Genomic DNA, 24,278 nt, shown 5'->3' with positions numbered 1-24,278 from the left:
CAGGGCCAAAATCAGCCACGAAGAGACGATTTTGGGCTGAAAATTGGAAAATTGAGCCACAGGACGTCGATAAAGGACGGTTTGGGGCGTCATATCGGGAGCTGCGGACCACTTAATCGCAACTTCCCTAAGTTTCTTTCTTCAAAGCATAAAGATGGGCTACATAAAGGCGTTTGACTGTTACGGTAAAGACAGTAAATGGCAGTATCTCTGCATCATGACATTCCAGCTTGCCTGGTTTTTGTTTTACTTATGGATCCCTTATCGAAGCGATTATGTGATTCTGCTGTTTTTACTGTGTTTCCTGCCCGTCATTTCAAGCAATACGCGGTGCATAAACTACTATGGCCGTTCACGCGCCTTGTGTTTTTTATGGCTTATTGCGCCGTACATCATGCTGTTCGTTCCTCTGTTTTTAACCCGACGCCGGGATACAGAAGAGAGTTGAAGGAATAAAAAAACAACGCCACCTTACGGTGGCGTTGTCGTTTTTCAGTACTGGTCTCTGTCTAACCAGTTACCGCTTACGATCCGCGTTAACCCGTCGACTGGACGCTGGTAGACATACATCCACGCGCTTCCGTACGGCGTCTGGATCAACTGGCGTGCGTATTCACCGCCCCTGGTGCGCAAGGCATCAAGTTCGGCAAGCGTCGCGTTATCAATACGATAAACTTCACCCTGTACTGTTCCTTCGCCCGGAACCGCGCCTGGATAGTGGCCCAGGCTGTACAACTGGTAGTTCTCGATATTGTAATTCCCCAGTAGCTGGGCATTGGTCATCCAGTGACTGTTGCCTTGCCTGGTTCGTAAACTGCCGTAGACAAATATTCGCATTGCTAAAACTCAAACTGATAGAGCAGATCAAGTGCCTGGTCTACGCCGGACACTGCTTCCAGATATAGCTTAGGCATCAGGCGATAGCGTAACGTGAGTGTTGCCAGTGAGTCAAAGATCCCCACACCATATTTTACCTGCAGACCCGGCAGTACATAGCCGCTGACCACCACCTGCGAGGAGTCACCCACGCCCTGGGTGTCCAGCGCCAGATTGCTTACGCCGAACGTCTCGCCGATTTTACCCACAACCTGCCCACTTTGTGCAACCCCCAGCCCCACTAACATCGAAGTCATCGCCGCGCTGTCGCTCTGACCGCTGTCGAGACCTTGACCACGCAGCAGGTAAGAGAGGGCTTCCTGCTGGGACATCGCCGGGTCAGAGAAGATCTCCGCCTTCGGTTCGTCGGCGGAACCGGTGACGCGTACCCCGGCAATGACGTCGTTTTCCGTCGCTTCCGGGTTACGAATCGCTTCAATGTTCAGCAAGGGTTGATCCGGTGGACCGGAGAACAGCAGCTCGCCTTTACGGACAATCAGATCCTGACCATAGGCGTGGAATCGCCCTTCAGGGATATTGATCTGCCCGTTCAGGCCAAGCCCTTGTTTATCCTGCGCCACCTTTAGGTCGCCCGTAAGCCTCGCCTTCAGCCCAAACGCATCCAACCGCACGTTATTCCCCACGTGCACGATAAGGTTACTATTAATCGGTATGCCCGCGCTCTTCTGTTCGACCGGTTTCAGATTTTCATTGAGCATAACTTCATCACTTGAGACGCCGACCGCACTTTCCGGCACGTCGTGAACCACGATGCGCGCCCACGGCACGTCGACGCGACCGTCAAGCGTGAAGAGGCTTGGCGTGGCTTCAAAGACCACATCAGGCGAGACGTCCAGTCGCACCATCGGCGGTACGGTGATGCGCACCTTACTGCCCTTCGCGGCAATACGGGCGCGCCAGTTGTCGAGCTGGCTCCAGTCCGCGTCGCCGCTCAGGTTGATTTGCCCCTGCTGCGTCAGTACCGATCCGCTCAGCGTCGAGCTCATGCCGTTGAAGTTCATCGCGATCTGGCTCGGCTGCATGTCAAACGGCATAAAGTTGCCGTCAATATCCACGCCGCTGAGCCGCAGCTGGCCGAACAGCTGTGGGCTTTGCGCATTGCCCGCCAGGCGCAGGTTGGCGTTCACCATGCCCTCGGCTTTTTCCCCGCGCGCGAAAATCGGGTTCACCATCGCCAGGTTGAAGTTGCGGATAGTGACGTTGCCGCCCAGATTTCGCCGTCCCTGTGGGTCGGTAATTTGAACCTTGCCGTCAAACTGACCGTTGTTGGTGAGACGAATCAGCCAGCCCAGCTCCGCACGGTTGTTATGCAGGTCCGCGCTCAGGTTCAGGGTGTCGAAGGCCACCGGCAGCGGCGCGTCATTCACCTCCTGCGTCACCTTCACGTTACGCCCGGACAGCGTGACGCTACCCTGCGGCAGCCCCTCTTTGGTGGTGTCCCAGGCGACATCGGCTTTTCCGCTGAAGACGCCGCTGGCCTGGGTAGTATCCGGCATAAACGGTTTCAGCATCGCCAGATCGAAGCGGTTGAGGTTGATCTGCGCACGTCCTTCCGCACCCGCGTCGATGGTCTGCGGCACGCACAGTTCCGCATTCGGGTTGGTCCAGCAGTGCGGCCCAATGCTGATCTTCTGCTCGGCGTTGCGGTAGTCCAGCGCGATGGCGCGCGACAGCGCCAGCGGCCCGACCGGCGTGTTGAAGCGGGTGTTATCCAGCGTCCCTTTCCAGCGCTCCTCTTTGCGGTCGAAGCTGCCGGTCAGGTGAAGCTGGCCGGAGACCGGCTCGCCCTGCACGCGCAGCTGCAGGTCGTGCTGCTTCTCGTTCCCTTTCGCGTCCAGGGTGACCAGGCTGATGTTGACGTCCGGCTGAGAAATGCGCTCTACGCGCAGGTTCAGGTTACCGCCGATCTGGTCAGTGGATTTCACATCCCCTTCCACACGAACGCGGGCAACGCTCAGCGCCTGCCAGCGCAGGTTATTGGCGGTAATGTCCGCCAGCAGCTGCGGCGCGTCTACCGTGCCGCGCACCTTCAGGAGCCCCTTCGCCGTACCGCCCAGGCCCGGCAGGGCGTTATCCAGATTCGGCGCATCGATGGTGGCGTCCAGATTGAGATCTTTCACCCCCAGCTCGCCTTTGATATCCGCCGTGTTGCGGCCCAGCGCCACGTGCAGACCCGGGATAATCCACTGCAGGTAGCTGTTGCCTTTCACCGAGCCTTCAACGTTTACCTTGTTCTGCTTCACGTTCCCGGTGAGCTTGATCTCCGGCACGTCCATCTGCCACGTGCCGCCGTACAAGCTGCCGCGGGTTTTGATCAGGCCATCCAGCTTCGACGGCCAGTCCGGCACCTCTTTGGCGGTGTTAATGCCCGTCAGCTTCAGCTCGCCGCGCCAGCTGATCGCCTGCTGCCAGTCGAGCAGCGCGGTCAGCTCGGTTTTGCCTTCCAGCGCCGCGACGGTCAGCTTGTCGAGGTTAACCTGCTGTTCATTGCCCTTCGCATCCAGGGTGATGTTCGCGGGCGGCACGCCCTGCCCCTTCACTGCGGTGCGGAACGAGAGCGTATAGTCGGTCATCTTACCGCTCAGCTTCAGCTTCAGGTCATCGGCCTGGTACTGTTTTTCGCCGGTGAACGGCCAGTAAAGCTGCTTGCTGACCACCTCAAGATTGAGCGGCAGCCCGGCTTCCGCCAGCTGGGTTTGCGCACGCAGGACCATGTCCACCGGGCCGGAGAGATTGACCCCGACATCCAGCTTCTCGCGCAGCGCCCCGCCCACTTTGACCTTCACCTTCTCGCCTTTGAGCGGGTCAATGTTCAGGGCGCTATTCAGCGTGATATCCACCGGCCAGTTGTCGCGCAGCAGGGCGTTGCCTGACGCGTTCACCGAGCCCTGATTGGTGTCGATATCCAGCGCGTCGAGCTTCATGTTGCCGTCAATGCTGCTGACTTTCAGCAGCATGTTATAGACCGTCAGGTCGGTATCGCCTGTCAGGCGCAGCTGCTCGCCTTTGAACTCTTCAATATTGAGGTTCAGCGGCAGATGCACATCGGTCATTTCCGGCAGGACAGGCTTCGAGAAGAGGTCTTTCAGCGTTTCGCCCAGCGGCTTCTCTTCCGGCTGCGGGTTCTGGATCTTCGGCTCGACGATCTCTTCCTGCGCCACGTCGGCCACTTTCGGCAGCGCGATCAGCAAGCCCTGCAGGGAGGTTGGCGTCAGGGTGAGGTTTTTCTCCTGCCAGCGCAGGCCGGAGCTGAAATCCATCACGGACACGGTGGTGTCGTCGATTTTGACATTGACGTTATCAAGCGCCACCCGATAAAGCGCGATAGGGTACGGCGTGGAGAGATTCAGCGGACCGCTGTCCTCTTCCTCTACCGGCGCAGACTTCGGCATTTTCTTCGAATCTATCGCCACGTTGACGTCTTTTAGCGACAAGTCGTTGACGCAGAGCTTGCTGTCACGCAGACAGCCCAGCTTCACCGCCAGGTGAAACTCCCCGGCGTTCACCGCCACGCCCGGCTGCTCATAGCGGATGTTCTTCAGGCGCAGGTCGCGCCAGCCGCCCGTCACCTGGCCAATCTCCAGCCCCGGCACCCAGCGGTTCGCGGCGTTAAACAGCAGATGCAGCCCGGTCGTCGTTCCTACCAGAAACGCCACCGTACCGAGCAGCAGCACGATAAAAATCAGCACCCCGAGGCTTATCTTCTTCCATAAACTCATAATTCAGGCCCCAGACCGATGTAAAACTGTAATCCGTGTTCTTCTTTGTCGCCCACCGGCACGGCGAAATCGAGCTTGATGGGCCCGACGGGTGACTGCCAGCGTACGCCGACGCCCGCGCCGGTTTTAAAATCGCTGCGGCGGATATCGCTCACCGCTTCGCCGCCGTCGACGAACATGGCGCCCCACCATTTTCCGCTGACGTTGTACTGGTACTCCAGCGAGCCGGTAGCAAGCTTAGAGGCACCGATCAGCTTGCCGTCATCGTCCTTAGGCGCGATGGATTTGTATTTATAGCCGCGGATGCTGCGATCGCCCCCGGCGAAGAAGCGCAGGTCCGGCGGGACCTTGTCGAAGTCGCCGGTTTCAATCCAGCCGAGGTTGCCGCGCACCACAAAGCGGTGTTTGTCATACAGCGTGCGGATCCAGACGTTCTGCGCCTGAATCACCGAGAAATCCACGTCGGAACCCCACATGGTGTTGGAGTAATCGATAGAGTAACGCTGGGAATCGCCCCAGGTCGGCATCAGGCCGCCGCGTGAGCGGGTGCGACTGATCATCACCCCAGGATAGAGCAGCATGGTGGTGTTGGTGACGTTGGCCTGGGTAAAGTGATCCAGGCTCCAGCGCAGGTTGATGGCGCGCTGCCAGCCGCTGGAGAGATCCCAGTAACGCGACACGGCAAGCGTGGTGGAATCGGACTCGGTATCGTTCAGGTCGGTGCGCTTAAAGCCCCCCTGAACCAGGTAATATTGCTCAAGCGGATTTTTCAGCAGCGGCATTTTATAGCTGAAATCGAGCTGCTGTTCCGGGGCGGAAATGCTGGCGCTGGTGGTCAGGCTATGGCCGTAGGAGTTCATCCACGGCTTTTTCCAGGTGGCCTTCACGCGCGGGCCAACGTCCGTCGAATAGCCCACACCGGTTTCAATGGTGTTCTCGGTGCGCGGCGAAACAACGCCGTGCAGCGGCAACACCTTGGTTTTGCGAGACTTATCAAATTCAGGGGCGACAACCACGGAGTTAAACCAGCCGGTGGCTGAGAGCCGTCGGTTCAGCTCTCCCAGGTCGCTCGACTGGTAGTAATCCCCTTTTTTAAAGGGCACGAGGTTTTGCAGGTACTCTTCACGAATTTGCGACCCTTCGAACGTCACGTCGCCAAAGCGGTAGCGTTCTCCGCTGTCGTAGTCGATATCCCAGAAGGCCTGACGTCGCGCCAGCGCAATGCCCAGCTGGCTTTTATTGAACTGGCTGTCAAAGTAGCCCTTACGCAGGGAAACGCTGGTCAGCTCTTTTTTGAAGTGGTCGTAGTCACCGTGGTTGAGCACGGTGCCGATTTTCGGCCGCGTGCTGAGCAAGTCGAGGTAATCCCGGTCGGTACGCGCCCCGCCGCGCAGGATGACGTTGGTGCCGCCAATCAGCACCGGCTCGCCCGGCGAAACGCGGGCAATAAGCACCTGGCGCCCCTTCTTTGGGGGCGGGCGGAGATCGAAATCAATGGTGGGTTCGTAATACCCCAGCGCTTTTAGTCCTTCACGGATGGCATCATCGACGCGCGCGCGGAAACGCCGGTCCGGCGTCACCTCATCACTCTGGATGGTCGATAGCTGCGCACGCACGTTTTTTTGTAGCGCCCCGGATAACCCCTCAACCTGCAAACGGACATTCGCCGCGCTGGCAATCCCGCTTGTCAGCAACAGACTGACTAAACATAACTGGCGGATTTTTGTCACGTTTTCTCCTGAATATCCCTGTTTCCACCCTGGAAGCAAATGAAGTGCCGCTCCGCGGCAAAATACGGCCTGTTGGCCAAGAACCCGAATCTCGGGTTGAAAATGGGTGTAACACCCAAATATTTCTTATGATTAAATCTAGACTCATTCAGCGCATTTATTGTGTTCAATTAAACGCGCCGTGACAACCTTAACCGAAACATCGCACCCCGGGAGGCCCCACCGTGAGTTTATTCGACAAAAAGCATCTGGTTTCACAAGCTGATGCATTACCGGGACGCAACACCCCTATGCCTGTGGCAACTTTACACGCCGTCAATGGCCATTCCATGACTAACGTTCCTGATGGCATGGAAATCGCCCTGTTCGCTATGGGCTGCTTCTGGGGCGTTGAGCGCCTCTTCTGGCAGCTGCCTGGCGTTTACAGCACGGCAGCCGGCTACACGGGCGGTTACACGCCGAATCCAACCTACCGCGAAGTCTGCTCCGGCGAAACCGGCCATGCGGAAGCGGTACGCGTAGTGTACGACCCGACGGTAATCAGCTACGAACAGCTCCTGCAGGTCTTCTGGGAAAACCACGACCCGGCGCAGGGCATGCGTCAGGGCAACGACCACGGCACGCAGTACCGCTCGGCTATCTATCCGCTCACCCCTGAGCAGGATGCCGCCGCGCGCGCCAGCCTTGAGCGTTTCCAGCAGGCCATGCGTGAAGCGGGCGATACGCGCGAGGTGACCACGGAAATCACCACCGCGAAACCGTTCTACTACGCCGAGGACGATCACCAGCAGTATCTGCATAAAAACCCGTACGGCTACTGCGGAATCGGAGGTATCGGCGTCTGCCTGCCACCACAGCTGGCCTGATTATCAGCCGTTAGATCGTCGCCCGTACCGGGCAGCACCCGCTGTCCGGTCTGTTTTATGTAAAAATGTGACCTCTGGCAGATTTACATCTCTTTACGCTATACTAGCCGCTGAAATAATCGGCTCAACGCTACGAGCTGATGTTCAATGTGTTTCCACACAAATGGTATCAACTCCCCTTCTGAGGATCTGGCGAGAAGCCGGATAAACTATGTTAAACAGTATTTTAGTAATACTTTGTCTGATTGCCGTCAGTGCATTTTTCTCGATATCCGAGATCTCGCTGGCCGCGTCCCGTAAAATCAAACTGAAGCTGCTCGCCGACGAGGGCAACATCAACGCCTCACGCATTCTCAAAATGCAGGAAAACCCCGGTACCTTCTTTACCGTGGTACAAATTGGTCTGAACGCGGTGGCTATCCTGGGCGGTATCGTGGGCGATGCGGCATTTTCCCCGGCGTTTTATAGCCTCTTTGCGCAGTACATGTCCGCCGAACTGGCCGAACAGCTGAGCTTTATCCTCTCCTTCTCGCTGGTGACCGGGCTGTTCATCCTCTTCGCCGACCTGACCCCGAAACGCATCGGTATGATTGCGCCAGAAGCCGTGGCTTTGCGTATCATCAACCCGATGCGCTTCTGCCTGTTTGTGTTCCGCCCGCTGGTGTGGTTCTTCAACGGCCTGGCAAACGTCATTTTCCGCATCTTTAAGCTGCCGATGGTGCGTAAAGATGACATCACCTCTGACGACATTTATGCGGTGGTGGAAGCCGGCGCGCTGGCCGGGGTACTGCGTAAGCAGGAACACGAGCTGATTGAGAACGTATTCGAACTGGAATCCCGTACCGTGCCCTCTTCCATGACGGGCCGTGAAAGCATTATCTGGTTCGATTTACACGAAGATGAGCAGAGCCTGAAGAACAAAGTGGCGCAGCATCCGCACTCCAAGTTCCTGGTCTGTAATGAAGATATTGACCACATCATCGGTTACGTCGACTCCAAAGACCTGCTGAACCGCGTGCTGGCGAACCAGAGCCTGGCGCTGAACAGCGGCGTGCAAATCCGCAATACCCTGATTGTGCCGGACACCCTGACGCTCTCCGAAGCGCTGGAAAGCTTCAAAACCGCCGGGGAAGACTTCGCGGTGATCATGAACGAATACGCGCTGGTGGTGGGTATTATCACCCTCAACGACGTCATGACCACGCTGATGGGCGACCTGGTAGGCCAGGGGCTGGAAGAGCAGATTGTTCAGCGTGACGATAATTCATGGCTGATTGATGGCGGCACGCCAATTGAAGACGTGATGCGCGTGCTGGATATCGACGAGTTCCCGCAGTCCGGAAACTACGAGACCATCGGCGGTTTTATGATGTTTATGCTGCGTAAGATCCCGAAACGTACCGACTCGGTGAAGTTCTCCGGCTACAAGTTTGAAGTGGTGGATATTGATAACTACCGCATCGACCAGCTGCTGGTGACGCGCATCGACAACAAACCGACCGTGCTGGTGCCGAAGCTGCCGGATGCGGAAGAGAAGGTGTCGGCGTAAGGTTCCTGCCCCCACAAACATCAACGGCTCCCATCGGGAGCCGTTTTTTTAACTACTGCATAGCACGTTGGTTAAGCCATCTCAGTTTGCAGACGCATAACCTGACGGTTGACTTCGGACATCACAGACAGGTGCTGTTTGTCCTTCACTTTTGGGACAAGGATCTTGCCCTTATCAAACTCAAAAGCGCCAACATCCTTGATGTACAACCGTCCACGGAACAGGATCTTCACGTACTTCGCCACCTGAAGCGGGTTGTAGCGTTGGAAAATTTTCATTCTTGTATCTCCTGCGAATCATACGCTCTTGCGGTGCCACAATCGGCCCGACTGTCCTGAGCGCAAATTTTAATGCCCAATGACTATAGACCAGAACTACGGTGTTACCCAGTGTGCATAAGTTTATTTACCGTTTGATTACAATTATTCAGAATAATCTTTGCAAAGCGTGACTGAGCGCAGTATAAGCCGTCGTTTTTTCATGGATATGTGCGTTCACCCGCAAAGTGGCATCGGGATTGCGGGAAAACCACATTGATCGCACTTATCATTAAAAGCGTATGACCAAGTGGTCGGATCACCTGCAAACAATAAGGAAACGCCATGACCCTACGTACTATCCTTGCAGCAGCCTGCCTGCTGCTGCCCCTGTGGGCTTGTGCTCACAACATTGAAAAAGGACAACGTGTACCGCCAGTCGGCATTGCTGACCGGGGAGAATTGATTCTCGACAATGATAAGTTTAGCTATAAAGCCTGGAATAGCGCGCAGCTCGCGGGCAAAGTGAGAGTTGTACAACATATTGCCGGTCGTACATCTGCAAAAGAGAAAAATGCCAACCTGGTGGAGGCGATCAAGGCGGCAAAATTCCCACACGATCGTTACCAGACCACCACGATCGTAAATACCGATGACGCCATTCCGGGCTCCGGGATGTTTGTGCGTTCAAGCCTTGAGAGCAATAAAAAGCTCTATCCGTGGTCGCAGTTTATCGTCGACAGCAACGGCGTCACCCGTAAGGCCTGGCAGCTGGAGGAAGAGAGCTCTGCGATTGTCGTGCTGGATAAGAACGGCCGCGTACAGTGGGTGAAAGACGGGGCGCTGACCCAGGAAGAGGTGCAGCAGGTTGTCGACCTGCTGCATAAGCTGCTGGCTCAATAAAGAGAGACGCGGAAGCCGGGGTTGAGGAAGGATTCGCGCGGGGTGTAGTCCAGCGGCTTGCCCTGCCAGTCATGAACGTGCGCCCCGGCGGCCGCGGCAACGGCATGCCCGGCGGCGGTGTCCCAGACGTTCGTCGGCCCAAAGCGCGGATAGAGCTGAGCTTGTCCTTCCGCCACCAGGCAGAATTTCAGCGATGAGCCAATCGAGGTGGTCTGGTGTTCACCCAGCTGCTGCAGATACTCCTGCAGCTCGCTGTCGCTGTGCGAGCGGCTAATCACCACCAGCGGCGGACGCGCGTCGCGCACCTGGATCTGCTTGCGCACGCCGCACTCTTCCTTCCACGCCTTTCCTTCCGCAGCGCTGTACATCACCTTCATCACTGGCGCGTAGACCACGCCCAGCACCGCTTTACCCTTCTCAATCAGGGCGATATTGACGGTGAATTCACCGTTGCGCTTGATGAACTCTTTTGTCCCGTCCAGGGGGTCCACCAGCCAGTAGCGCTGCCAGTGCTGGCGCTCTTCCCAGCTTTGCGGCGCTTCTTCTGACAGGACGGGGATGTCCGGCGTTAAGGCCTGTAACCCTTTCAGGATCACCTTATGCGCCGCGATATCTGCCGCCGTGACCGGAGAGTCGTCCGCTTTGCTGACAACCTCCATGGGTTTACTACCGTCATACACCTGCATGATGGCATCCCCCGCATCCCGTGCGAGCTGACAAATTTTATCTAGCATTTTCCACCTCTTTGTTAACGCAGTGAGGTTAACTCTTTGTTTTAGTTATATCGTAATGTGAACAATTCCGCTATCTGTGAAGCAATTCCGGTTTCAGGTTGCTTTTTTCTGTCAGGATTCACATTTATGTAAGCAACACGTTATAGATACATACTCTTTTGTGGCCTGGATCGAAAAAAGGACTCTTCTGATGATTAAGTTTAGCGCAACGCTCCTGGCGACGCTGATTGCGGCGAGCGTGCAGGCAGCGACGGTCGATTTACGTATTCTGGAAACGACCGATCTGCACAGCAACATGATGGATTTCGATTACTACAAAGATACCCCGACGGAAAAATTCGGACTGGTACGCACGGCGAGTTTGATCAATGCCGCACGCGGCGAAGTGAAAAATAGCGTGCTGGTCGATAACGGCGATCTGATTCAGGGCAGTCCGCTCGGGGACTACATGGCGACCAGGGGGCTGAAAAAAGGCGAGATCCATCCTGTTTATAAAGCGATGAACACCCTGGACTATACCGTCGGTAACCTCGGCAACCATGAATTCAACTACGGTCTGACATACCTGCATGATGCCCTGGCAGGCGCAAAATTCCCGTACGTTAACGCCAATATCATCGACGTTAAGACCCAAAAGCCGCTTTTTACGCCTTACCTGATTAAAGAGACTGAGGTTGTCGATCAGGACGGGAAAAAACAGACGCTGAAAATCGGCTATATCGGTTTTGTCCCGCCGCAGATCATGACGTGGGATAAGGCCAACCTCGACGGTAAGGTGACCGTTAACGACATCACCGAAACCGCGCGTAAATACGTGCCGGAAATGCGCGAAAAAGGCGCCGATCTGGTGGTCGTTGTCGCCCACTCGGGCCTCTCCGCCGATCCGTACCAGGCCATGGCAGAAAACTCCGTTTACTACCTGAGTGAGGTCCCGGGCGTCGATGCGATCCTGTTCGGCCACGCCCACGCGGTCTTCCCGGGCAAAGACTTTGCCAGCATCAAAGGGGCCGATATAGAGAAAGGGACGCTTAACGGCGTGCCGTCGGTGATGCCGGGCATGTGGGGCGACCATCTTGGCGTGGTGGATCTGGTGCTGAATAACGACGGCGGCCGCTGGAAGGTCACGCAGTCAAAAGCCGAAGCGCGCCCAATTTACGACGCTGCGGCGAAAAAATCGCTGGCGGCGGAAGATAAAAAACTGGTCGACGTGCTGAAGCACGATCACGACGCCACGCGCGAATTCGTCAGCAAGCCGATCGGCAAATCCGCCGACAGCATGTACAGCTTCCTGGCGCTGGTGCAGGACGATCCGACCGTCCAGGTGGTTAACATGGCGCAGAAAGCCTATGCCGAACACTTTGTGCAGGGCGATCCGGATCTGGCGAAACTGCCGGTACTCTCCGCCGCAGCGCCATTCAAAGTGGGCGGGCGTAAGAATGACCCGGCAAGCTATGTGGAGGTCGAAAAGGGCCAGCTCACCTTCCGTAATGCCGCCGATCTCTATCTCTACCCGAATACGCTGGTGGTGGTTAAAGCCACAGGGAAAGAGGTAAAAGAGTGGCTGGAGTGCTCTGCCGGGCAGTTTAACCAGATTGACCCACACAGCAGCAAGCCGCAGTCGTTGATTAACTGGGACGGCTTCCGCACCTACAACTTCGACGTGATCGACGGCGTGAACTACCAGATTGACGTCACCCAGCCGGCGAAATATGACGGCGAGTGTCAGGCGATCAACCCGCAGGCGGAGCGCATTAAAAACCTGACCTTCAACGGCAAGGCGATCGATCCGAATGCCACTTTCCTGGTGGTGACCAATAACTACCGTGCCTACGGCGGTAAGTTTGCCGGTACGGGAGATGGCCACATCGCCTTTGCCTCGCCGGACGAGAACCGCTCTGTGCTGGCGGCGTGGATCAGCGCCGAGTCGAAAAAGGCCGGCGAAATTCATCCGGCGGTGGATAACAACTGGCGTCTGGCGCCGATCCACAGCGATACGCCGCTGGATATCCGCTTTGAAACGTCACCGTCCGAGAAGGCAGCCGCGTTTATTAAGGAGAAGGCGCAGTATCCGATGAAACAGGTGGCGACGGATGATATTGGGTTCGCGATTTATCACCTGGATTTAAGTAAGTAGCGGCGATTGTGCCGGGTGGCGCTTCGCTTACCCGGCCTACGGGATGGAAGATTATGGGTAGGCCGGGTAAAGCGAAGCCGCCACCCGGCTTTTACGCCGCGCGATCGTCCCGATTCGCCATCACCTTCGGCGTATTCACCTCAATCCAGTCCGCCAGCGCGGCGACTTTCTCGCTGACCTCGATCCCCATCGGGGTCAGGCTATACTCTACGTGCGGCGGCACAACCGGGTACGATACGCGATCGACAAACCCGTCCTGCTCCAGCGCCTGAAGCGACTGGGACAGCATCTTTTCGCTCACCCCGCCCATTTTACGGCGCAGATCGCTAAAGCGATGCGTTCCCTGGCGCAGCGCCAGCAGAATCAGTACCCCCCAGCGGCTGGTAACGTGTTTGAGCACCTCTCGTGAAGGGCACTGTTCCGCGAAGAGATTGCCATCGCGCAATTGTTCGCTGAGCGTCGGTATCGTTGTTTTCATACTTACCTTTTTGTACGTACTTACTAAAAGTTAGCTATGGTGCTAGTGTGCCACAACACCAGACAAACACGAAGGAGATTCATCATGATCGCGATTACCGGCGCCACCGGCCAGCTTGGCCATCTCGTTATCGAACAGCTGTTGAACACCGTACCGGCTAACCAGATTGTGGCTATCGTACGTAACCCGGCAAAAGCTGAAGCCTTAAGCCAGCAGGGAATTGTGGTGCGTCAGGCGGACTACACGGATGAAGCCGCATTCACCGCCGCGCTGAACGGCGTGGATAAGCTGCTGCTGATCTCGTCCAGCGAAGTCGGCCAGCGCGCGATCCAGCACCAGAACGTGATTAACGCCGCCAAAGCGGCAGGGGTGAAATTTATCGCCTACACCAGCCTGCTGCATGCGGATACCTCGCCGCTCGGTCTGCACGTTGAACACGTTGCCACTGAAAAAGCGCTGGCGGCGTCAGGCATTCCTTATGCCCTGCTGCGCAACGGCTGGTATACCGAAAACTATCTGGCGAGCGCGCCGCCTGCGCTGGAACACGGCGTGTTTATTGGTGCGGCAGGCGAAGGCAAAATTGCCTCTGCCACCCGCGCAGACTATGCCGCGGCGGCAGCGAAAGTGATTGCTGAAGAGGGCCATGCGGGCAAGGTGTATGAACTGGCGGGCGACCACGGCTGGACGCTGAGCGAACTGGCGGCTGAACTCAGCAAACAGAGCGGAAAGCCGGTCACCTACCAGAATCTCAGCGAAGCGGAGTTTGCTGCCGCGCTGAAAAGCGTCGGCCTGCCTGCCGGGCTGGCGGATATGCTGGCGGACTCCGATATCGGGGCCTCCAAAGGCGGGCTCTTTGACGACAGCCATACGCTGAGCAAACTGATCGGGCGCCCAACCACTACGCTGGCGGAGAGCATTAAAGCCATTCTGTAATTGTTACGGGATGGTTATTTTTTGTGGCATCCCCTCGGGTCATCTTTGATAATGAAAAGATGACCCACAAGGAGGCTCACCGTGCAAGGCGTACCGGAACAGTTTAATGATGAAAGAGACAGCGCGCGCTTTCGCCATCTGGCGCAGCTGCCGGGCCTGGAGCTGTATCACGCGCATATTTCTGACTACGCCTTTGAGCCTCACACCCATGAAGCCTTCGGCATCGGCACGATTGAAACCGGTGCCGAACGCTTTCGCTATCGCGGCAGCCAGCATCTCGCGGCGGAGAAATCCGTCGTTACCATGAACCCGGACGAGATCCACACCGGCGAATCCGCCACCGAGGGCGGCTGGCGCTACCGGATGGTCTATATCGAACCCGATCTGCTGGAAGAGGTGACCGGCCTCCGACACTGGTGGTTCAGCGACGTGACCCGTCATGATCCGTTGCGCTCACAGCAAATCGGCAGGCTTATTTACGGCTTGTGGCACACGGACGATCCGCTTGCGCAAAAAGGTTTACTGCTGGATCTGATTGAGACCTTCCAGCCGTTTGCCCACCACGCGCCACGGGTTCAGGAAGGCGCGCACCGCTTCGAACGGGTACGCGAGTACCTGCACGACAACTATATGCGCGCTCTGACGCTGGACGAGCTGGCCAGCGTCGTCTCGCTCAGCCCGTATCATTTCCAGCGCCAGTTCAAAGCCTATTTTCACGTGACGCCGCATCAGATGCTGATGGCCATTCGACTCTGGCGCGCCAAAGCGTTTCTCACCCACGGCATGCCCGCCGCAGAGGTTGCCGCCGCAACCGGGCTGACCGATCAGTCACATCTGACCCGCGCGTTTACCCACCGCTACGGCATTACGCCCGTGCGCTACCAGAAGCAGGTTACACGGCGCTAATGCGCAATCTCATACAATACGCGCGCATTCGCCCCTCCTACACTGACGACAGCGTAAATACCTGTGGATGGAAAAATGATTAGTGGAGTGTTGTATGCCCTGCTGGCCGGGATGATGTGGGGACTGATTTTTGTCGGCCCGCTGATCGTGCCCGAGTATCCGGCAATATTGCAGTCGACCGGACGTTATCTGGCGCTGGGGCTGATTGCCCTGCCCCTGGCGTGGCTGGGACGCGCGCGCTTGCGCCAGCTCAGCCGTCAGGACTGGGGGACCGCGCTGGCGCTGACCATGATGGGCAATCTTATCTATTACGTTTGCCTCGCGAGTGCCATTCAGCGTACCGGTGCGCCGGTATCGACCATGATTATCGGCACGCTGCCGGTCGTCATCCCCGTCTTTGCTAACCTGCTCTACAGCCAGCGCGATGGCAAACTGGCGTGGTCAAAAATGGCCCCGGCGCTGGTCTGCACCGCCCTGGGGCTGATATGCGTTAATATTGCCGAGCTGCGCCATGGGCAGGGCGATGTTGACCTGTGGCGGTACGGTTCTGGCATTCTGCTGGCGTTCATTTCCGTGGCGTGCTGGGCATGGTATGCCCTGCGCAACGCGCGCTGGCTGCGTGAGAACCCGGACAAGCACCCGATGATGTGGGCGACGGCGCAGGCGCTGGTCACGCTGCCCGTATCCGTCGTGGGGTATCTCGGCGCATGCCTCTGGCTGGGCCATCAGCAGCCGGACTTCGCCCAGCCCTTCGGGCCAAGACCGTGGGTGTTCATCGGCCTGATGGTGGCGATCGCGGTGCTGTGTTCATGGGTAGGCGCGCTGTGCTGGAACATTGCCAGCCAGAAGCTGCCGACGGTGATCTTAGGGCCGCTGATTGTCTTCGAAACCCTGGCCGGACTGCTTTATACCTTCCTGATGCGCCAGAGCGTGCCGCCGTTGTTCACGGCCTGCGGGATCGTGCTGTTGGTTGTGGGGGTAGTGATGGCGGTGAGAGCGAAGCCGGAAAAACCGAGGGTTGTTCCGGCGTCAGAGATGTAATTTTTGCCGGGTGGCGGCTCCGCCTTACCCGGCCTACAAGGAGCCGTTTCGTAGGCCGGGTAAGCGCCAGCGCCACCCGGCATGATGTTAAAACGTTTCCCAGTTTGCTTCAGACGCCGCCGCGACAGGCTGCGCTTTTGGCACATAGGTTTTCACCGGCGCCGCTTTGACCGCCTGGTTGCGGGTGATTTTGAACACCGCCACCGCTTCGTTCAGACGCGCAGCCTGATCTTCCAGCGCCGCCGCTGCGGCCGCAGACTCCTCCACCAGCGAGGCGTTCTGCTGGGTCACGCGGTCCATCTCGGCTACCGCCTGGCCCACCTGGTCGATACCGCGGCTCTGCTCGTCAGAGGCCGAGGCAATTTCGCCCATAATGTCGGTGACGCGGGTGACCGCATTGACGATCTCAGCCATCGTGGCCCCGGCTTCGTTAACCAGCTGCGAGCCCGCGTTCACGCGTTCGCCGGAGTCATCGATCAGCGCTTTGATCTCTTTCGCCGCCTGAGCGCTGCGCTGGGCAAGGGTACGCACTTCCCCTGCCACCACCGCAAAACCACGGCCCTGCTCGCCTGCACGGGCCGCTTCCACCGCCGCGTTCAGCGCCAGAATATTCGTCTGGAAGGCAATCCCGTCGATCACGTTGGTAATTTGCGCAATTTTGCTGGAGCTGGTGGCGATTTCATCCATTGTCCGAACGACGCCTTCCACCACGTGACCGCCCTTCTTCGCCGTTGAGGAGGCATCCAGCGCCAGACGGGAAGCCTGACGCGCGTTATCGGCGTTCTGCTTCACGGTCGCCGTCAGCTGTTCCATGCTGGCTGCCGTCTCTTCCAGAGACGCGGCCTGCTGCTCGGTACGGGAAGAGAGGTCGTTACTGCCAGCGGAGATTTCGCCTGCACCGGTGTAAATGGTATCTGCGCCTTCACGCACTACGCCCACGGTATTCGCCAGCGAAGTTTGCATCTCCTGCACGTTGCGCGCCAGGATGGCCATTTCATTTTTTCCGTCTGCCTGAATCGGCTGGGTGAGATCGCCTGCCGCAATGGCGCGAATATGGTTGATCACCTCTTCCAGCGGCAGCAGCAGCACGCGGCGCATCGCAATCCAGCTGGAGATAATCACCACGATCACCAGCAGCATGACCGCAGAGAGGATCCACAGGATGCGTTTGTAATCACTTTCGTTATCCTGAATGCCTTTATCCGTGAGCGCGGCCTGCGCTTCACGCCATTCACGATAAACCGTCTGCATCGCATTCTGTTTTTGTTCGGCATTCTGCTTGAACATATCTTCCAGATTGCCCTGGCTCAGCAGAACATTCATTTGCGTCAGCGTTGCAGAGTAAATGCGGTACTGCTCTTCGAGTTGGTTGGTCAGGTTCTCATCCAGGCCTGGCGTATTCGGCAAGGCATAGTATTTATCGTAATGAACCTGGGCTTCAGTCAGCAGATTTTTCGCCGTGGTCACCAGCTCATTCAGCTGACCGCCGTTAATTTGCGAGGCCATGCTGCTTTGCAGGCGCAGCATCCCGCGGTTCAGGGTGACGCGCGCCTGGTTCAGACTGATCCACGCATCGGTAAACTCCGCCACGTTCTTGCTGGAGAGCTGCGACACGGTAAAGTTGTCTTTATCGTTATTCAGGGCGTTGATAAAGATACCGGCGGAAATCACTTGCATGATGCCGAGCACAAGCAGCACCGAAATCAGAAGGGTAATGACTTTTATACGTTTAAACATGCGTTGCCTTTGTTATATGCAGGTTTGTCTGACGTGGATATATCGGCAGGTGCAGCGGGTTGTTTACTGTTTCTCCACCTTTAAAAAGTTTCGAAACCACTTTCCTGAACCCATTCAGAGAGTTAAATCGGATATTTTTTTGTGATCTGCATCTCACTTTTACCCGTTCCTCTAAAGGGTTATAGCGTCGCTTAAAAGATGCATTTAATATGCACTTTATATTATTGATGATGAGGTAACTGCTATGGCCTTTCGCGACCAACCCCTGGGCGAGCTGGCGCTCTCCATTCCTCGCGCTTCTGCGCTTTTTCGCAAATACGATATGGACTACTGCTGCGGCGGTAAGCAAACCCTGGCACGGGCGGCCTTACGCAAAGAGCTGAACGTTGAGGTGATTGAAGCCGAGCTGGCGAAGCTGGCCGAGCAGCCCGTCGACAAAGACTGGCGAACCACTCCGCTCGCGGAAATCATCGACCATATCATCGTGCGTTACCATGACCGTCACCGTGAACAGCTGCCTGAGCTGATCCTGCAGGCGACCAAAGTCGAGCGCGTTCATGCCGACAAACCTTCCGTACCGCGCGGTCTGGCGAAATACCTGACCCTGCTGCACGAAGAGCTTTCCAGCCACATGATGAAAGAAGAGCAGATCCTCTTCCCGATGATTAAACAGGGAATGGGAAGCCAGGCGATGGGGCCCATCAGCGTGATGGAAAGCGAGCATGATGACGCGGGCGAACTGCTGGAAGTGATCAAACACACCACCCACAACGTCACGCCGCCGCCAGAAGCGTGCACAACGTGGAAAGCGATGTACAACGGCATTAACGAGATGATTGACGACCTGATGGAACACATCAGCCTTGAGAACAACGTTCTGTTCCCGCGGGCATTAGCGGGGGAATAAAAAAGCCCGGTGGCGCTAGCGCTTACCGGGCCTGCAAGGTCCTCGAACGTAGGCCGGGTAAGCGTCAGCGCCACCCGGCAACATGCTTAACGCATGCCAGCCATCCGTTTCTTACCGATAAACATCCAGCCCAGCCCCAGCGCGATAAACCACAGCGGCGTGACGATCAGCGCCTGACGGGTATCATCTTCCAGCGTCAGCAGAACCAGCACGAAGACGAAGAACGCCATGCATACCCAGCACATCAGCTTGCCCAGCGGCATCTTGTAGATCGATTTTTCATGCAGGTGTGGGCGTTGTTTGCGGTACACCAGATAGGAACAGAGGATGATGGTCCAGACGAACATAAACAGGATCGCTGAGACCGTGGTAATCATGGTGAACGCGCCAATCACGCTTGGGTTTACGTAGAGCATCACCACGCCGCCCAGCAGGCACATGCAGGAGAAGGTCAGCCCTTTCGCAGGTACCGCACGCTTAGACAGCTTGGCGAACGCGCTCGGTGCCACGCCTTCCTGCGCCAGACCAAACAGCATACGGCTGGTTGAGAACACGCCGCTGTTCGCGGAAGACGCCGCTGAGGTCAGCACCACAAAGTTAATCAGGCTCGCTGCCGCAGGCAGCCCCACCAGCACGAACAGCTCAACGAACGGGCTCTTGCTTGGCACCACCGAGCTCCACGGCGTCACGGACATAATGATGATCAGCGCGAAGACGTAGAACATGATGATACGCACCGGAATGGAGTTGATGGCGCGCGGGAGAGACTTCTCCGGATCTTTGGTTTCCGCAGCGGTCGTTCCGACAAGCTCAATCCCTACAAACGCGAACACCGCAATCTGGAAGCCAGCAAAGAAGCCGCTAATGCCTTTCGGGAACCAGCCTCCATCATTCCACAGATGGGTAAACGACGCCTGAACGCCGGTTGGTGACTGGAAGTGGGTGAGCACCATCACCAGGCCCACCACGATGAGCCCGACAATGGCCACGATTTTGATCATCGCGAACCAGAACTCCATCTCACCGAACATTTTAACGGTGGCGAGGTTCAGGCTCAGCAGCAGAACAATAACCGCCAGCGAGGCCACCCAGTCCGACAGCCCGGGGAACCAGAACTGCGCATAGGCGGTTATCGCCACGACGTCCGCCATACCGGTCACGACCCAGCAGAACCAGTAGGTCCAGCCGGTGAAATAGCCCGCCCATGGCCCGAGCAGGTCTGAAGCGAAGTCGCTGAAGGATTTGTATTCGAGGTTCGAGAGCAGCAGCTCACCCATTGCACGCATCACGAAGAACAGCATAAAACCGATAATCATATAAACGAATATGATTGACGGTCCGGCGAGACTGATGGTTTTGCCTGACCCCATAAACAGCCCGGTACCGATGGCACCCCCAATAGCAATGAGCTGAATATGACGGTTTGTGAGATTGCGCCGTAGCGACTGTTCAGACGACGCCTCTTCGTCGGCGACGACTTTGACCTGATCTACCATGTGATATTTTCCTGTTTATGCCTGTCTGTGTTGTTAAGGCTCTTCTGGCCTTTAAATACGTCAAAAAAATGACGTTCCCTTGTTAGGGCTAATCGATATTAGGTAAGAATCGGCGGGATGAATACTATGATTTAGATATTATGTTAATAATATGTTGAAAGTGAGTGTCATATCACTCATGCAGCGCGAAACAGCTCACAAAAATACACGCAACAGTTTCGTTTGCAAGATAAAATATTGATTCCGACTTAACTATAGGTTTTCACGCTATTTTCCCCTCCCCAACCGGGGAGAGGAAATAAGAAAAGTCGATTACAGAATTTCCAGCAGCTCGACTTCAAAGACCAGAGTGCTGAATGGCGGGATGGACGCGCCAGCGCCGCGCTCGCCGTAAGCCAGGTTATGCGGGATAGTCAGTTCCCATTTGGAACCGACTGGCATCAGGGTCAGCGCTTCGATCCAGCCCGCGATAACGCCATTCACCGGGAACTCAGCCGGTTCGCCGCGCGCGACGGAGCTGTCGAAGACGGTACCGTCGATCAGCTTACCGGTGTAGTGTACGCGAACGTGGTCGGTACGCGCCGGGATTGCGCCATCGCCCTGATTGATCACACGGAACTGCAGACCAGACTCGGTGCTGTTCACGCCTTCACGCTCACGGTTCTCTTCCAGATATTTCACACCTTCGGCGGCCATCTCTTCAAAGCGCGCGCGACGCACGGCGTCAGCACGCTCGTGGATTTCACGCAGCGCACGGTGCACAACGTCAACCGGAACGGCAGGCTGTTTACCTTCCAGCGCGTCAGCGATACCCGCCACCAGCGCTTCAGGTAACAGACCTTCCAGGCCGGATTCGCTCAGCTGCTGTCCTACCTGCAAGCCGATACCGTAACTTGCCTGCGCTTCGATAGTGTCAAAAGTCGGGGTGGTCATGGGTTTTCCTTCCATCACATTTAAAGTAGCGGGCAGCATATCAGCCATGCCCTTATGGGTAAAACTTTGTCTGAAGTTAAGGTGACAAACCGCGACGAAACAGAAACAATAGAGAGAACCAGGATTAATCCCGAACTGATGTCACGGATGTCGGGTTTACTACGCCGTTCAGGCAGTTAGCAAACTATACTTCGGGGCACAGGATAAAAAATACGCGGAGCAGGAGGAGTGCCATGCCCGGGCGATTTGAACTGAAACCTACCCTGGCGAAAATCTGGCAGGCGCCGGACAATTTTCGCATCATGGATCCGCTGCCTCCTCTGCATCGCAGAGGGATCATCATTGGTGCGCTGATGGTGATTGTGGGCTTCCTGCTTCCTTCCGGTGGCGATGATGTTGATACTGCCCCCGTCACCCGCAATGCTCAGCTGGACCTTCAGTCGCAAACGCGACCCCAGCCCGACGCACAACCGATGCAGACGCAGCTCGTTACCCCGTCTAACGATCCGGGTCAGGTCGCGCCGGTTGAGCCAGAGCCGATTCAGGACGAACAGCCACAGGAACAGGCCGCCGCCCCGTCTCAGGCTCAGACCCAACAGCCCACCGGCATTGAGCAACAGTGGCGTTCCTATCGCGTAGAGCCGGGTAAAACGCTGGCGCAGCTGTTCCGTGACCACAACCTGCCGCCGACAGACGTGTATGCCATGGCGAAGGTGGAAGGCGCGGGTAAACCGCTCAGTAACCTGCAGAATGGCCAGATGGTGCAAATTCGCCAGAATGCCAGCGGGGTGGTGACAGGATTAACGATTGATACCGGAAATGGACAACAGGTGCTGTTTACCCGCCAGACAGACGGCAGCTTTATCAGGGTACGTTAAGGGCGGGGTTCTGTAAAAAGCAAAACGCCGGCACAAGGCCGGCGTTTCAACGTGAGCAGAGTAAAAAATTACTCAGCTACAACGTTAACAACCAGTTTAGCGAACACTTCGCTGTGAACCTGGAAGTCAACTTCGTGCTCACCAGTGGTACGCAGAACGCCGTTCGGCAGACGAACTTCGCTCTTAGCCACTTTAACGCCTGCTGCAGAAACTGCATCAGCGATATCGCGGGTACCGATGGAACCGAACAGTTTACCTTCGTCGCCAGCTTTGGACGCGATGGTAACGGTGCCCAGTGCGTTGATTGCTTCAGCGCGAGCGTTAGCAGCCGCCAGAACGTCAGCCAGTTTGGCTTCCAGTTCAGCGCGACGTGCTTCGAAAAACTCTACGTTTTTCTTGGTAGCTGGAACAGCTTTACCCTGTGGAACCAGGAAGTTACGAGCGTAACCCGCTTTAACGTTTACCTGATCACCCAGGCTGCCCAGGTTTGCTACTTTATCAAGCAGAATAACTTGCATTACCTTATCCTCTTAAAGTCGTATTAATGGACCGTGCCCGATTACTGATGACGATCAGTGTACGGCAGCAGGGACAGGTAGCGAGCGCGTTTGATAGCGCGAGCCAGCTGACGCTGATATTTTGCACGAGTACCGGTGATACGGCTTGGGACAATCTTACCGCTTTCGGTGATGTAGTTTTTCAGCGTTGCGATATCTTTATAGTCGATCTCTTGAACGCCTTCCGCGGTGAAACGGCAGAACTTGCGACGACGGAAATAACGTGCCATATGGCTAGTCTCCAGAATCTATCAAATCAATCTGCTCGGCATGCAGAACCATTTTGCTCAGACCGTTCTTTGCCTTGTGGCAAGAGATGAACCCCTGAACGATTACTGCACTACCGACCGTTAAACTGTGAGTAATGGCCTGGTTTTCGTGTCCGCTAATAATAACGGGCATTTGGCACCACGCCTGCCGGTGAAACCCGGCTTCCTCTTGCACAGAACGATGCTCAAGCACGAACTGGCAATGCGGAATTCCTGATGGACTGACCTTTCGAAGGGGAGCCCTGCATACGATGCCGGACAACGCCAGACGGTTGGTCATCAGAAATTACTCTTCAGAATCCCCAGCATCAGAATCATCTGCGGTTTCGTTTGCGAAATCATCGCGACGCTCACGGCGCTCGTCTTTCGCTTTAACCATCGGAGATGCTTCGGTCACTGCGTTTTTGGTACGCATAACCATGCTGCGGATAACGGCATCGTTGAAGCGGAAGTTAGTTTCCAGCTCATCGATCACTTCCTGCGGCGCTTCAACGTTCATCAGAACGTAGTGTGCTTTGTGCAGTTTGTTGATCGGATAAGCCAGCTGACGGCGGCCCCAGTCTTCCAGACGGTGGATCGTGCCCGCTGCTGCAGTGATTGCACCAGTGTAGCGCTCGATCATACCCGGAACCTGTTCGCTCTGGTCAGGATGGACCATAAAAACGATTTCGTAATGACGCATCGAATTGCTCCTTACGGATTATTCAGCCTCCTGTCTGGGTCAGCCGAGGCCCGGGGAGGCAAGGAACGTGTTAAAGGTCGGCTGAAAAATTGACGCGTCATAATACTTGCGCGCTCCTGGAAACTCAAGCTGATTGCACAAATAATTCGCACAAAGCGCGAAGCGGGTCTAAGTGGGTGATTTAAAATTACTCACATCCGTAAGCGGTGTTTTTTTGAACAACTGCATCAGAAATGGTCACGCATCCCCGCCGGAGGAGTGATTACACTTTAATCAGAGATAACCGAAACAGAAGAAGGAGCATCCCCCCTCTCACAGCACGCAGTCGTGGAGCGCATATCATGAAAAAAATCGCATTAGCCATAATGGCGGCGCTTTTGCTCAGTGCAAACGCGATGGCAGCCATCAAGATAGACAGCCGACAGGCCAGAAACATGGATGATGTGCACAGCTTAGGCGTAATCTATATTAATCATAATTTCGCCACCGAAAGCGAAGCAGATCAGGCACTAAATGAAGAGACCGACGCCCAGGGCGCAACTTATTACCACGTGATGTTAATCCGTGAGCCCGGCAGCAACGGCAATATGCACGCCAGTGCAGATATTTACCGATAACGCCTTAACGCTAGCACCAGGAAAGCCAACAACGAGAACATAGCCATAGTTGACG

23 protein-coding genes are annotated in these 24,278 nt (G+C 56.2%); 10 read left to right on the top strand and 13 right to left on the bottom strand.

Annotated features, from left to right (window positions below):
• Positions 1–492: 492 nt before the first annotated feature.
• The 3 genes from ACOTXT_RS17230 to tamA are packed head-to-tail and all read right to left on the bottom strand — an operon-like array spanning position 493 to position 6,346.
• Complete coding sequence (locus tag ACOTXT_RS17230; RefSeq protein WP_008501424.1) at positions 493–837, bottom strand: gamma-glutamylcyclotransferase family protein; 345 nt, start codon at positions 835–837, stop codon at positions 493–495.
• Positions 838–839: 2 nt separating this feature from the next.
• A complete protein-coding gene (tamB, locus tag ACOTXT_RS17225) occupies positions 840–4,616 on the bottom strand; it encodes an autotransporter assembly complex protein TamB (RefSeq protein WP_039024045.1) in 3,777 nt (1,258 codons plus the stop codon).
• Positions 4,613–6,346, bottom strand: coding sequence for an autotransporter assembly complex protein TamA (gene tamA, locus ACOTXT_RS17220; protein WP_008501426.1), 1,734 nt, complete (start codon positions 6,344–6,346; stop codon positions 4,613–4,615). Before tamA ends, tamB begins: the two co-directional genes overlap by 4 nt.
• 224 nt (positions 6,347–6,570) lie before the next feature.
• Between tamA and msrA the strand changes: the two genes are divergently transcribed.
• A complete protein-coding gene (msrA, locus tag ACOTXT_RS17215) occupies positions 6,571–7,212 on the top strand; it encodes a peptide-methionine (S)-S-oxide reductase MsrA (RefSeq protein WP_008501428.1) in 642 nt (213 codons plus the stop codon).
• A gap of 211 nt (positions 7,213–7,423) precedes the next feature.
• Positions 7,424–8,761, top strand: coding sequence for a hemolysin family protein (locus ACOTXT_RS17210; protein WP_008501429.1), 1,338 nt, complete (start codon positions 7,424–7,426; stop codon positions 8,759–8,761).
• Positions 8,762–8,832: 71 nt separating this feature from the next.
• On the opposite strand, the gene ACOTXT_RS17205 is transcribed toward ACOTXT_RS17210, so the two are convergent.
• A complete protein-coding gene (locus ACOTXT_RS17205) occupies positions 8,833–9,039 on the bottom strand; it encodes a DUF1107 domain-containing protein (protein WP_008501430.1) in 207 nt (68 codons plus the stop codon).
• Positions 9,040–9,363: 324 nt separating this feature from the next.
• Between ACOTXT_RS17205 and ACOTXT_RS17200 the strand changes: the two genes are divergently transcribed.
• On the top strand, positions 9,364–9,921 hold the full coding sequence (locus ACOTXT_RS17200) for a YtfJ family protein (protein ID WP_025911942.1): 558 nt from the start codon (positions 9,364–9,366) through the stop codon (positions 9,919–9,921).
• Here ACOTXT_RS17200 and cysQ read toward each other — a convergent pair.
• Positions 9,915–10,655 (bottom strand): 3'(2'),5'-bisphosphate nucleotidase CysQ, encoded by a 741-nt coding sequence (gene cysQ, locus ACOTXT_RS17195; RefSeq protein ID WP_008501432.1) that lies wholly within the window; start codon positions 10,653–10,655, stop codon positions 9,915–9,917. The genes ACOTXT_RS17200 and cysQ overlap by 7 nt on opposite strands.
• 190 nt (positions 10,656–10,845) lie before the next feature.
• Here cysQ and ACOTXT_RS17190 point away from each other — a divergent pair, with 190 nt between their 5' ends.
• Positions 10,846–12,789, top strand: a complete 1,944-nt coding sequence (locus tag ACOTXT_RS17190) for a bifunctional 2',3'-cyclic-nucleotide 2'-phosphodiesterase/3'-nucleotidase (RefSeq protein ID WP_021240699.1) — start codon at positions 10,846–10,848, stop codon at positions 12,787–12,789.
• Positions 12,790–12,880: 91 nt separating this feature from the next.
• On the opposite strand, the gene ACOTXT_RS17185 is transcribed toward ACOTXT_RS17190, so the two are convergent.
• Positions 12,881–13,267, bottom strand: coding sequence for a winged helix-turn-helix transcriptional regulator (locus tag ACOTXT_RS17185; protein ID WP_008502885.1), 387 nt, complete (start codon positions 13,265–13,267; stop codon positions 12,881–12,883).
• A gap of 84 nt (positions 13,268–13,351) precedes the next feature.
• Between ACOTXT_RS17185 and ACOTXT_RS17180 the strand changes: the two genes are divergently transcribed.
• From ACOTXT_RS17180 to ACOTXT_RS17170, 3 genes are all read left to right on the top strand, one after another.
• Entirely contained in the window at positions 13,352–14,200 is an 849-nt protein-coding gene (locus ACOTXT_RS17180) for an SDR family oxidoreductase (protein WP_055322308.1), read from the top strand.
• An 81-nt stretch (positions 14,201–14,281) separates the two neighbouring features.
• Positions 14,282–15,106, top strand: coding sequence for an AraC family transcriptional regulator (locus ACOTXT_RS17175; protein WP_025911937.1), 825 nt, complete (start codon positions 14,282–14,284; stop codon positions 15,104–15,106).
• A 75-nt stretch (positions 15,107–15,181) separates the two neighbouring features.
• Positions 15,182–16,147, top strand: coding sequence for a DMT family transporter (locus ACOTXT_RS17170; RefSeq protein WP_055322309.1), 966 nt, complete (start codon positions 15,182–15,184; stop codon positions 16,145–16,147).
• Positions 16,148–16,234: 87 nt separating this feature from the next.
• Here the strand turns inward: ACOTXT_RS17170 and ACOTXT_RS17165 are convergent, their stop codons facing one another.
• On the bottom strand, positions 16,235–17,884 hold the full coding sequence (locus ACOTXT_RS17165) for a methyl-accepting chemotaxis protein (RefSeq protein WP_021240703.1): 1,650 nt from the start codon (positions 17,882–17,884) through the stop codon (positions 16,235–16,237).
• Positions 17,885–18,128: 244 nt separating this feature from the next.
• On the opposite strand from ACOTXT_RS17165, the gene ytfE reads away from it, so the two are divergent.
• Complete coding sequence (gene ytfE / locus ACOTXT_RS17160; protein ID WP_055322310.1) at positions 18,129–18,791, top strand: iron-sulfur cluster repair protein YtfE; 663 nt, start codon at positions 18,129–18,131, stop codon at positions 18,789–18,791.
• A gap of 86 nt (positions 18,792–18,877) precedes the next feature.
• Here ytfE and cycA read toward each other — a convergent pair whose 3' ends face one another.
• Both cycA and fklB read right to left on the bottom strand, forming a co-directional pair.
• Positions 18,878–20,287, bottom strand: a complete 1,410-nt coding sequence (gene cycA, locus ACOTXT_RS17155; RefSeq protein WP_008502891.1) for a D-serine/D-alanine/glycine transporter — start codon at positions 20,285–20,287, stop codon at positions 18,878–18,880.
• Positions 20,288–20,599: 312 nt separating this feature from the next.
• Entirely contained in the window at positions 20,600–21,220 is a 621-nt protein-coding gene (fklB, locus tag ACOTXT_RS17150) for an FKBP-type peptidyl-prolyl cis-trans isomerase (RefSeq protein WP_008502892.1), read from the bottom strand.
• Positions 21,221–21,453: 233 nt separating this feature from the next.
• Between fklB and ACOTXT_RS17145 the strand changes: the two genes are divergently transcribed.
• Positions 21,454–22,098, top strand: coding sequence for an OapA family protein (locus ACOTXT_RS17145; RefSeq protein ID WP_055322311.1), 645 nt, complete (start codon positions 21,454–21,456; stop codon positions 22,096–22,098).
• A gap of 68 nt (positions 22,099–22,166) precedes the next feature.
• Here ACOTXT_RS17145 and rplI read toward each other — a convergent pair whose 3' ends face one another.
• From rplI to rpsF, 4 genes are read right to left on the bottom strand one after another with little or no spacing between them, the layout of a single operon-like run.
• Positions 22,167–22,616, bottom strand: a complete 450-nt coding sequence (gene rplI, locus ACOTXT_RS17140) for a 50S ribosomal protein L9 (RefSeq protein ID WP_008502894.1) — start codon at positions 22,614–22,616, stop codon at positions 22,167–22,169.
• 41 nt (positions 22,617–22,657) lie between these two features.
• Entirely contained in the window at positions 22,658–22,885 is a 228-nt protein-coding gene (rpsR, locus tag ACOTXT_RS17135; protein WP_000135199.1) for a 30S ribosomal protein S18, read from the bottom strand.
• Positions 22,886–22,889: 4 nt separating this feature from the next.
• Positions 22,890–23,204, bottom strand: coding sequence for a primosomal replication protein N (priB, locus tag ACOTXT_RS17130; protein WP_008502895.1), 315 nt, complete (start codon positions 23,202–23,204; stop codon positions 22,890–22,892).
• 6 nt (positions 23,205–23,210) lie between these two features.
• On the bottom strand, positions 23,211–23,606 hold the full coding sequence (rpsF, locus tag ACOTXT_RS17125) for a 30S ribosomal protein S6 (protein ID WP_008502896.1): 396 nt from the start codon (positions 23,604–23,606) through the stop codon (positions 23,211–23,213).
• Between the two features lie 341 nt (positions 23,607–23,947).
• Here rpsF and yjfY point away from each other — a divergent pair, with 341 nt between their 5' ends.
• The gene (yjfY, locus tag ACOTXT_RS17120) at positions 23,948–24,223 is read left to right on the top strand and encodes a DUF1471 family protein YjfY (RefSeq protein WP_008502898.1); all 276 of its coding nucleotides are present in this window, start codon (positions 23,948–23,950) and stop codon (positions 24,221–24,223) included.
• The last annotated feature ends 55 nt before the right edge of the window (positions 24,224–24,278 follow it).

The organism is Enterobacter cloacae complex sp. IR5422 (assembly GCF_049238165.1).
Lineage (GTDB): Bacteria > Pseudomonadota > Gammaproteobacteria > Enterobacterales > Enterobacteriaceae > Enterobacter > Enterobacter roggenkampii.
Note: the sequence above shows the minus strand (reverse complement) of the source record. Positions and strands in the feature narration are given on the sequence as shown.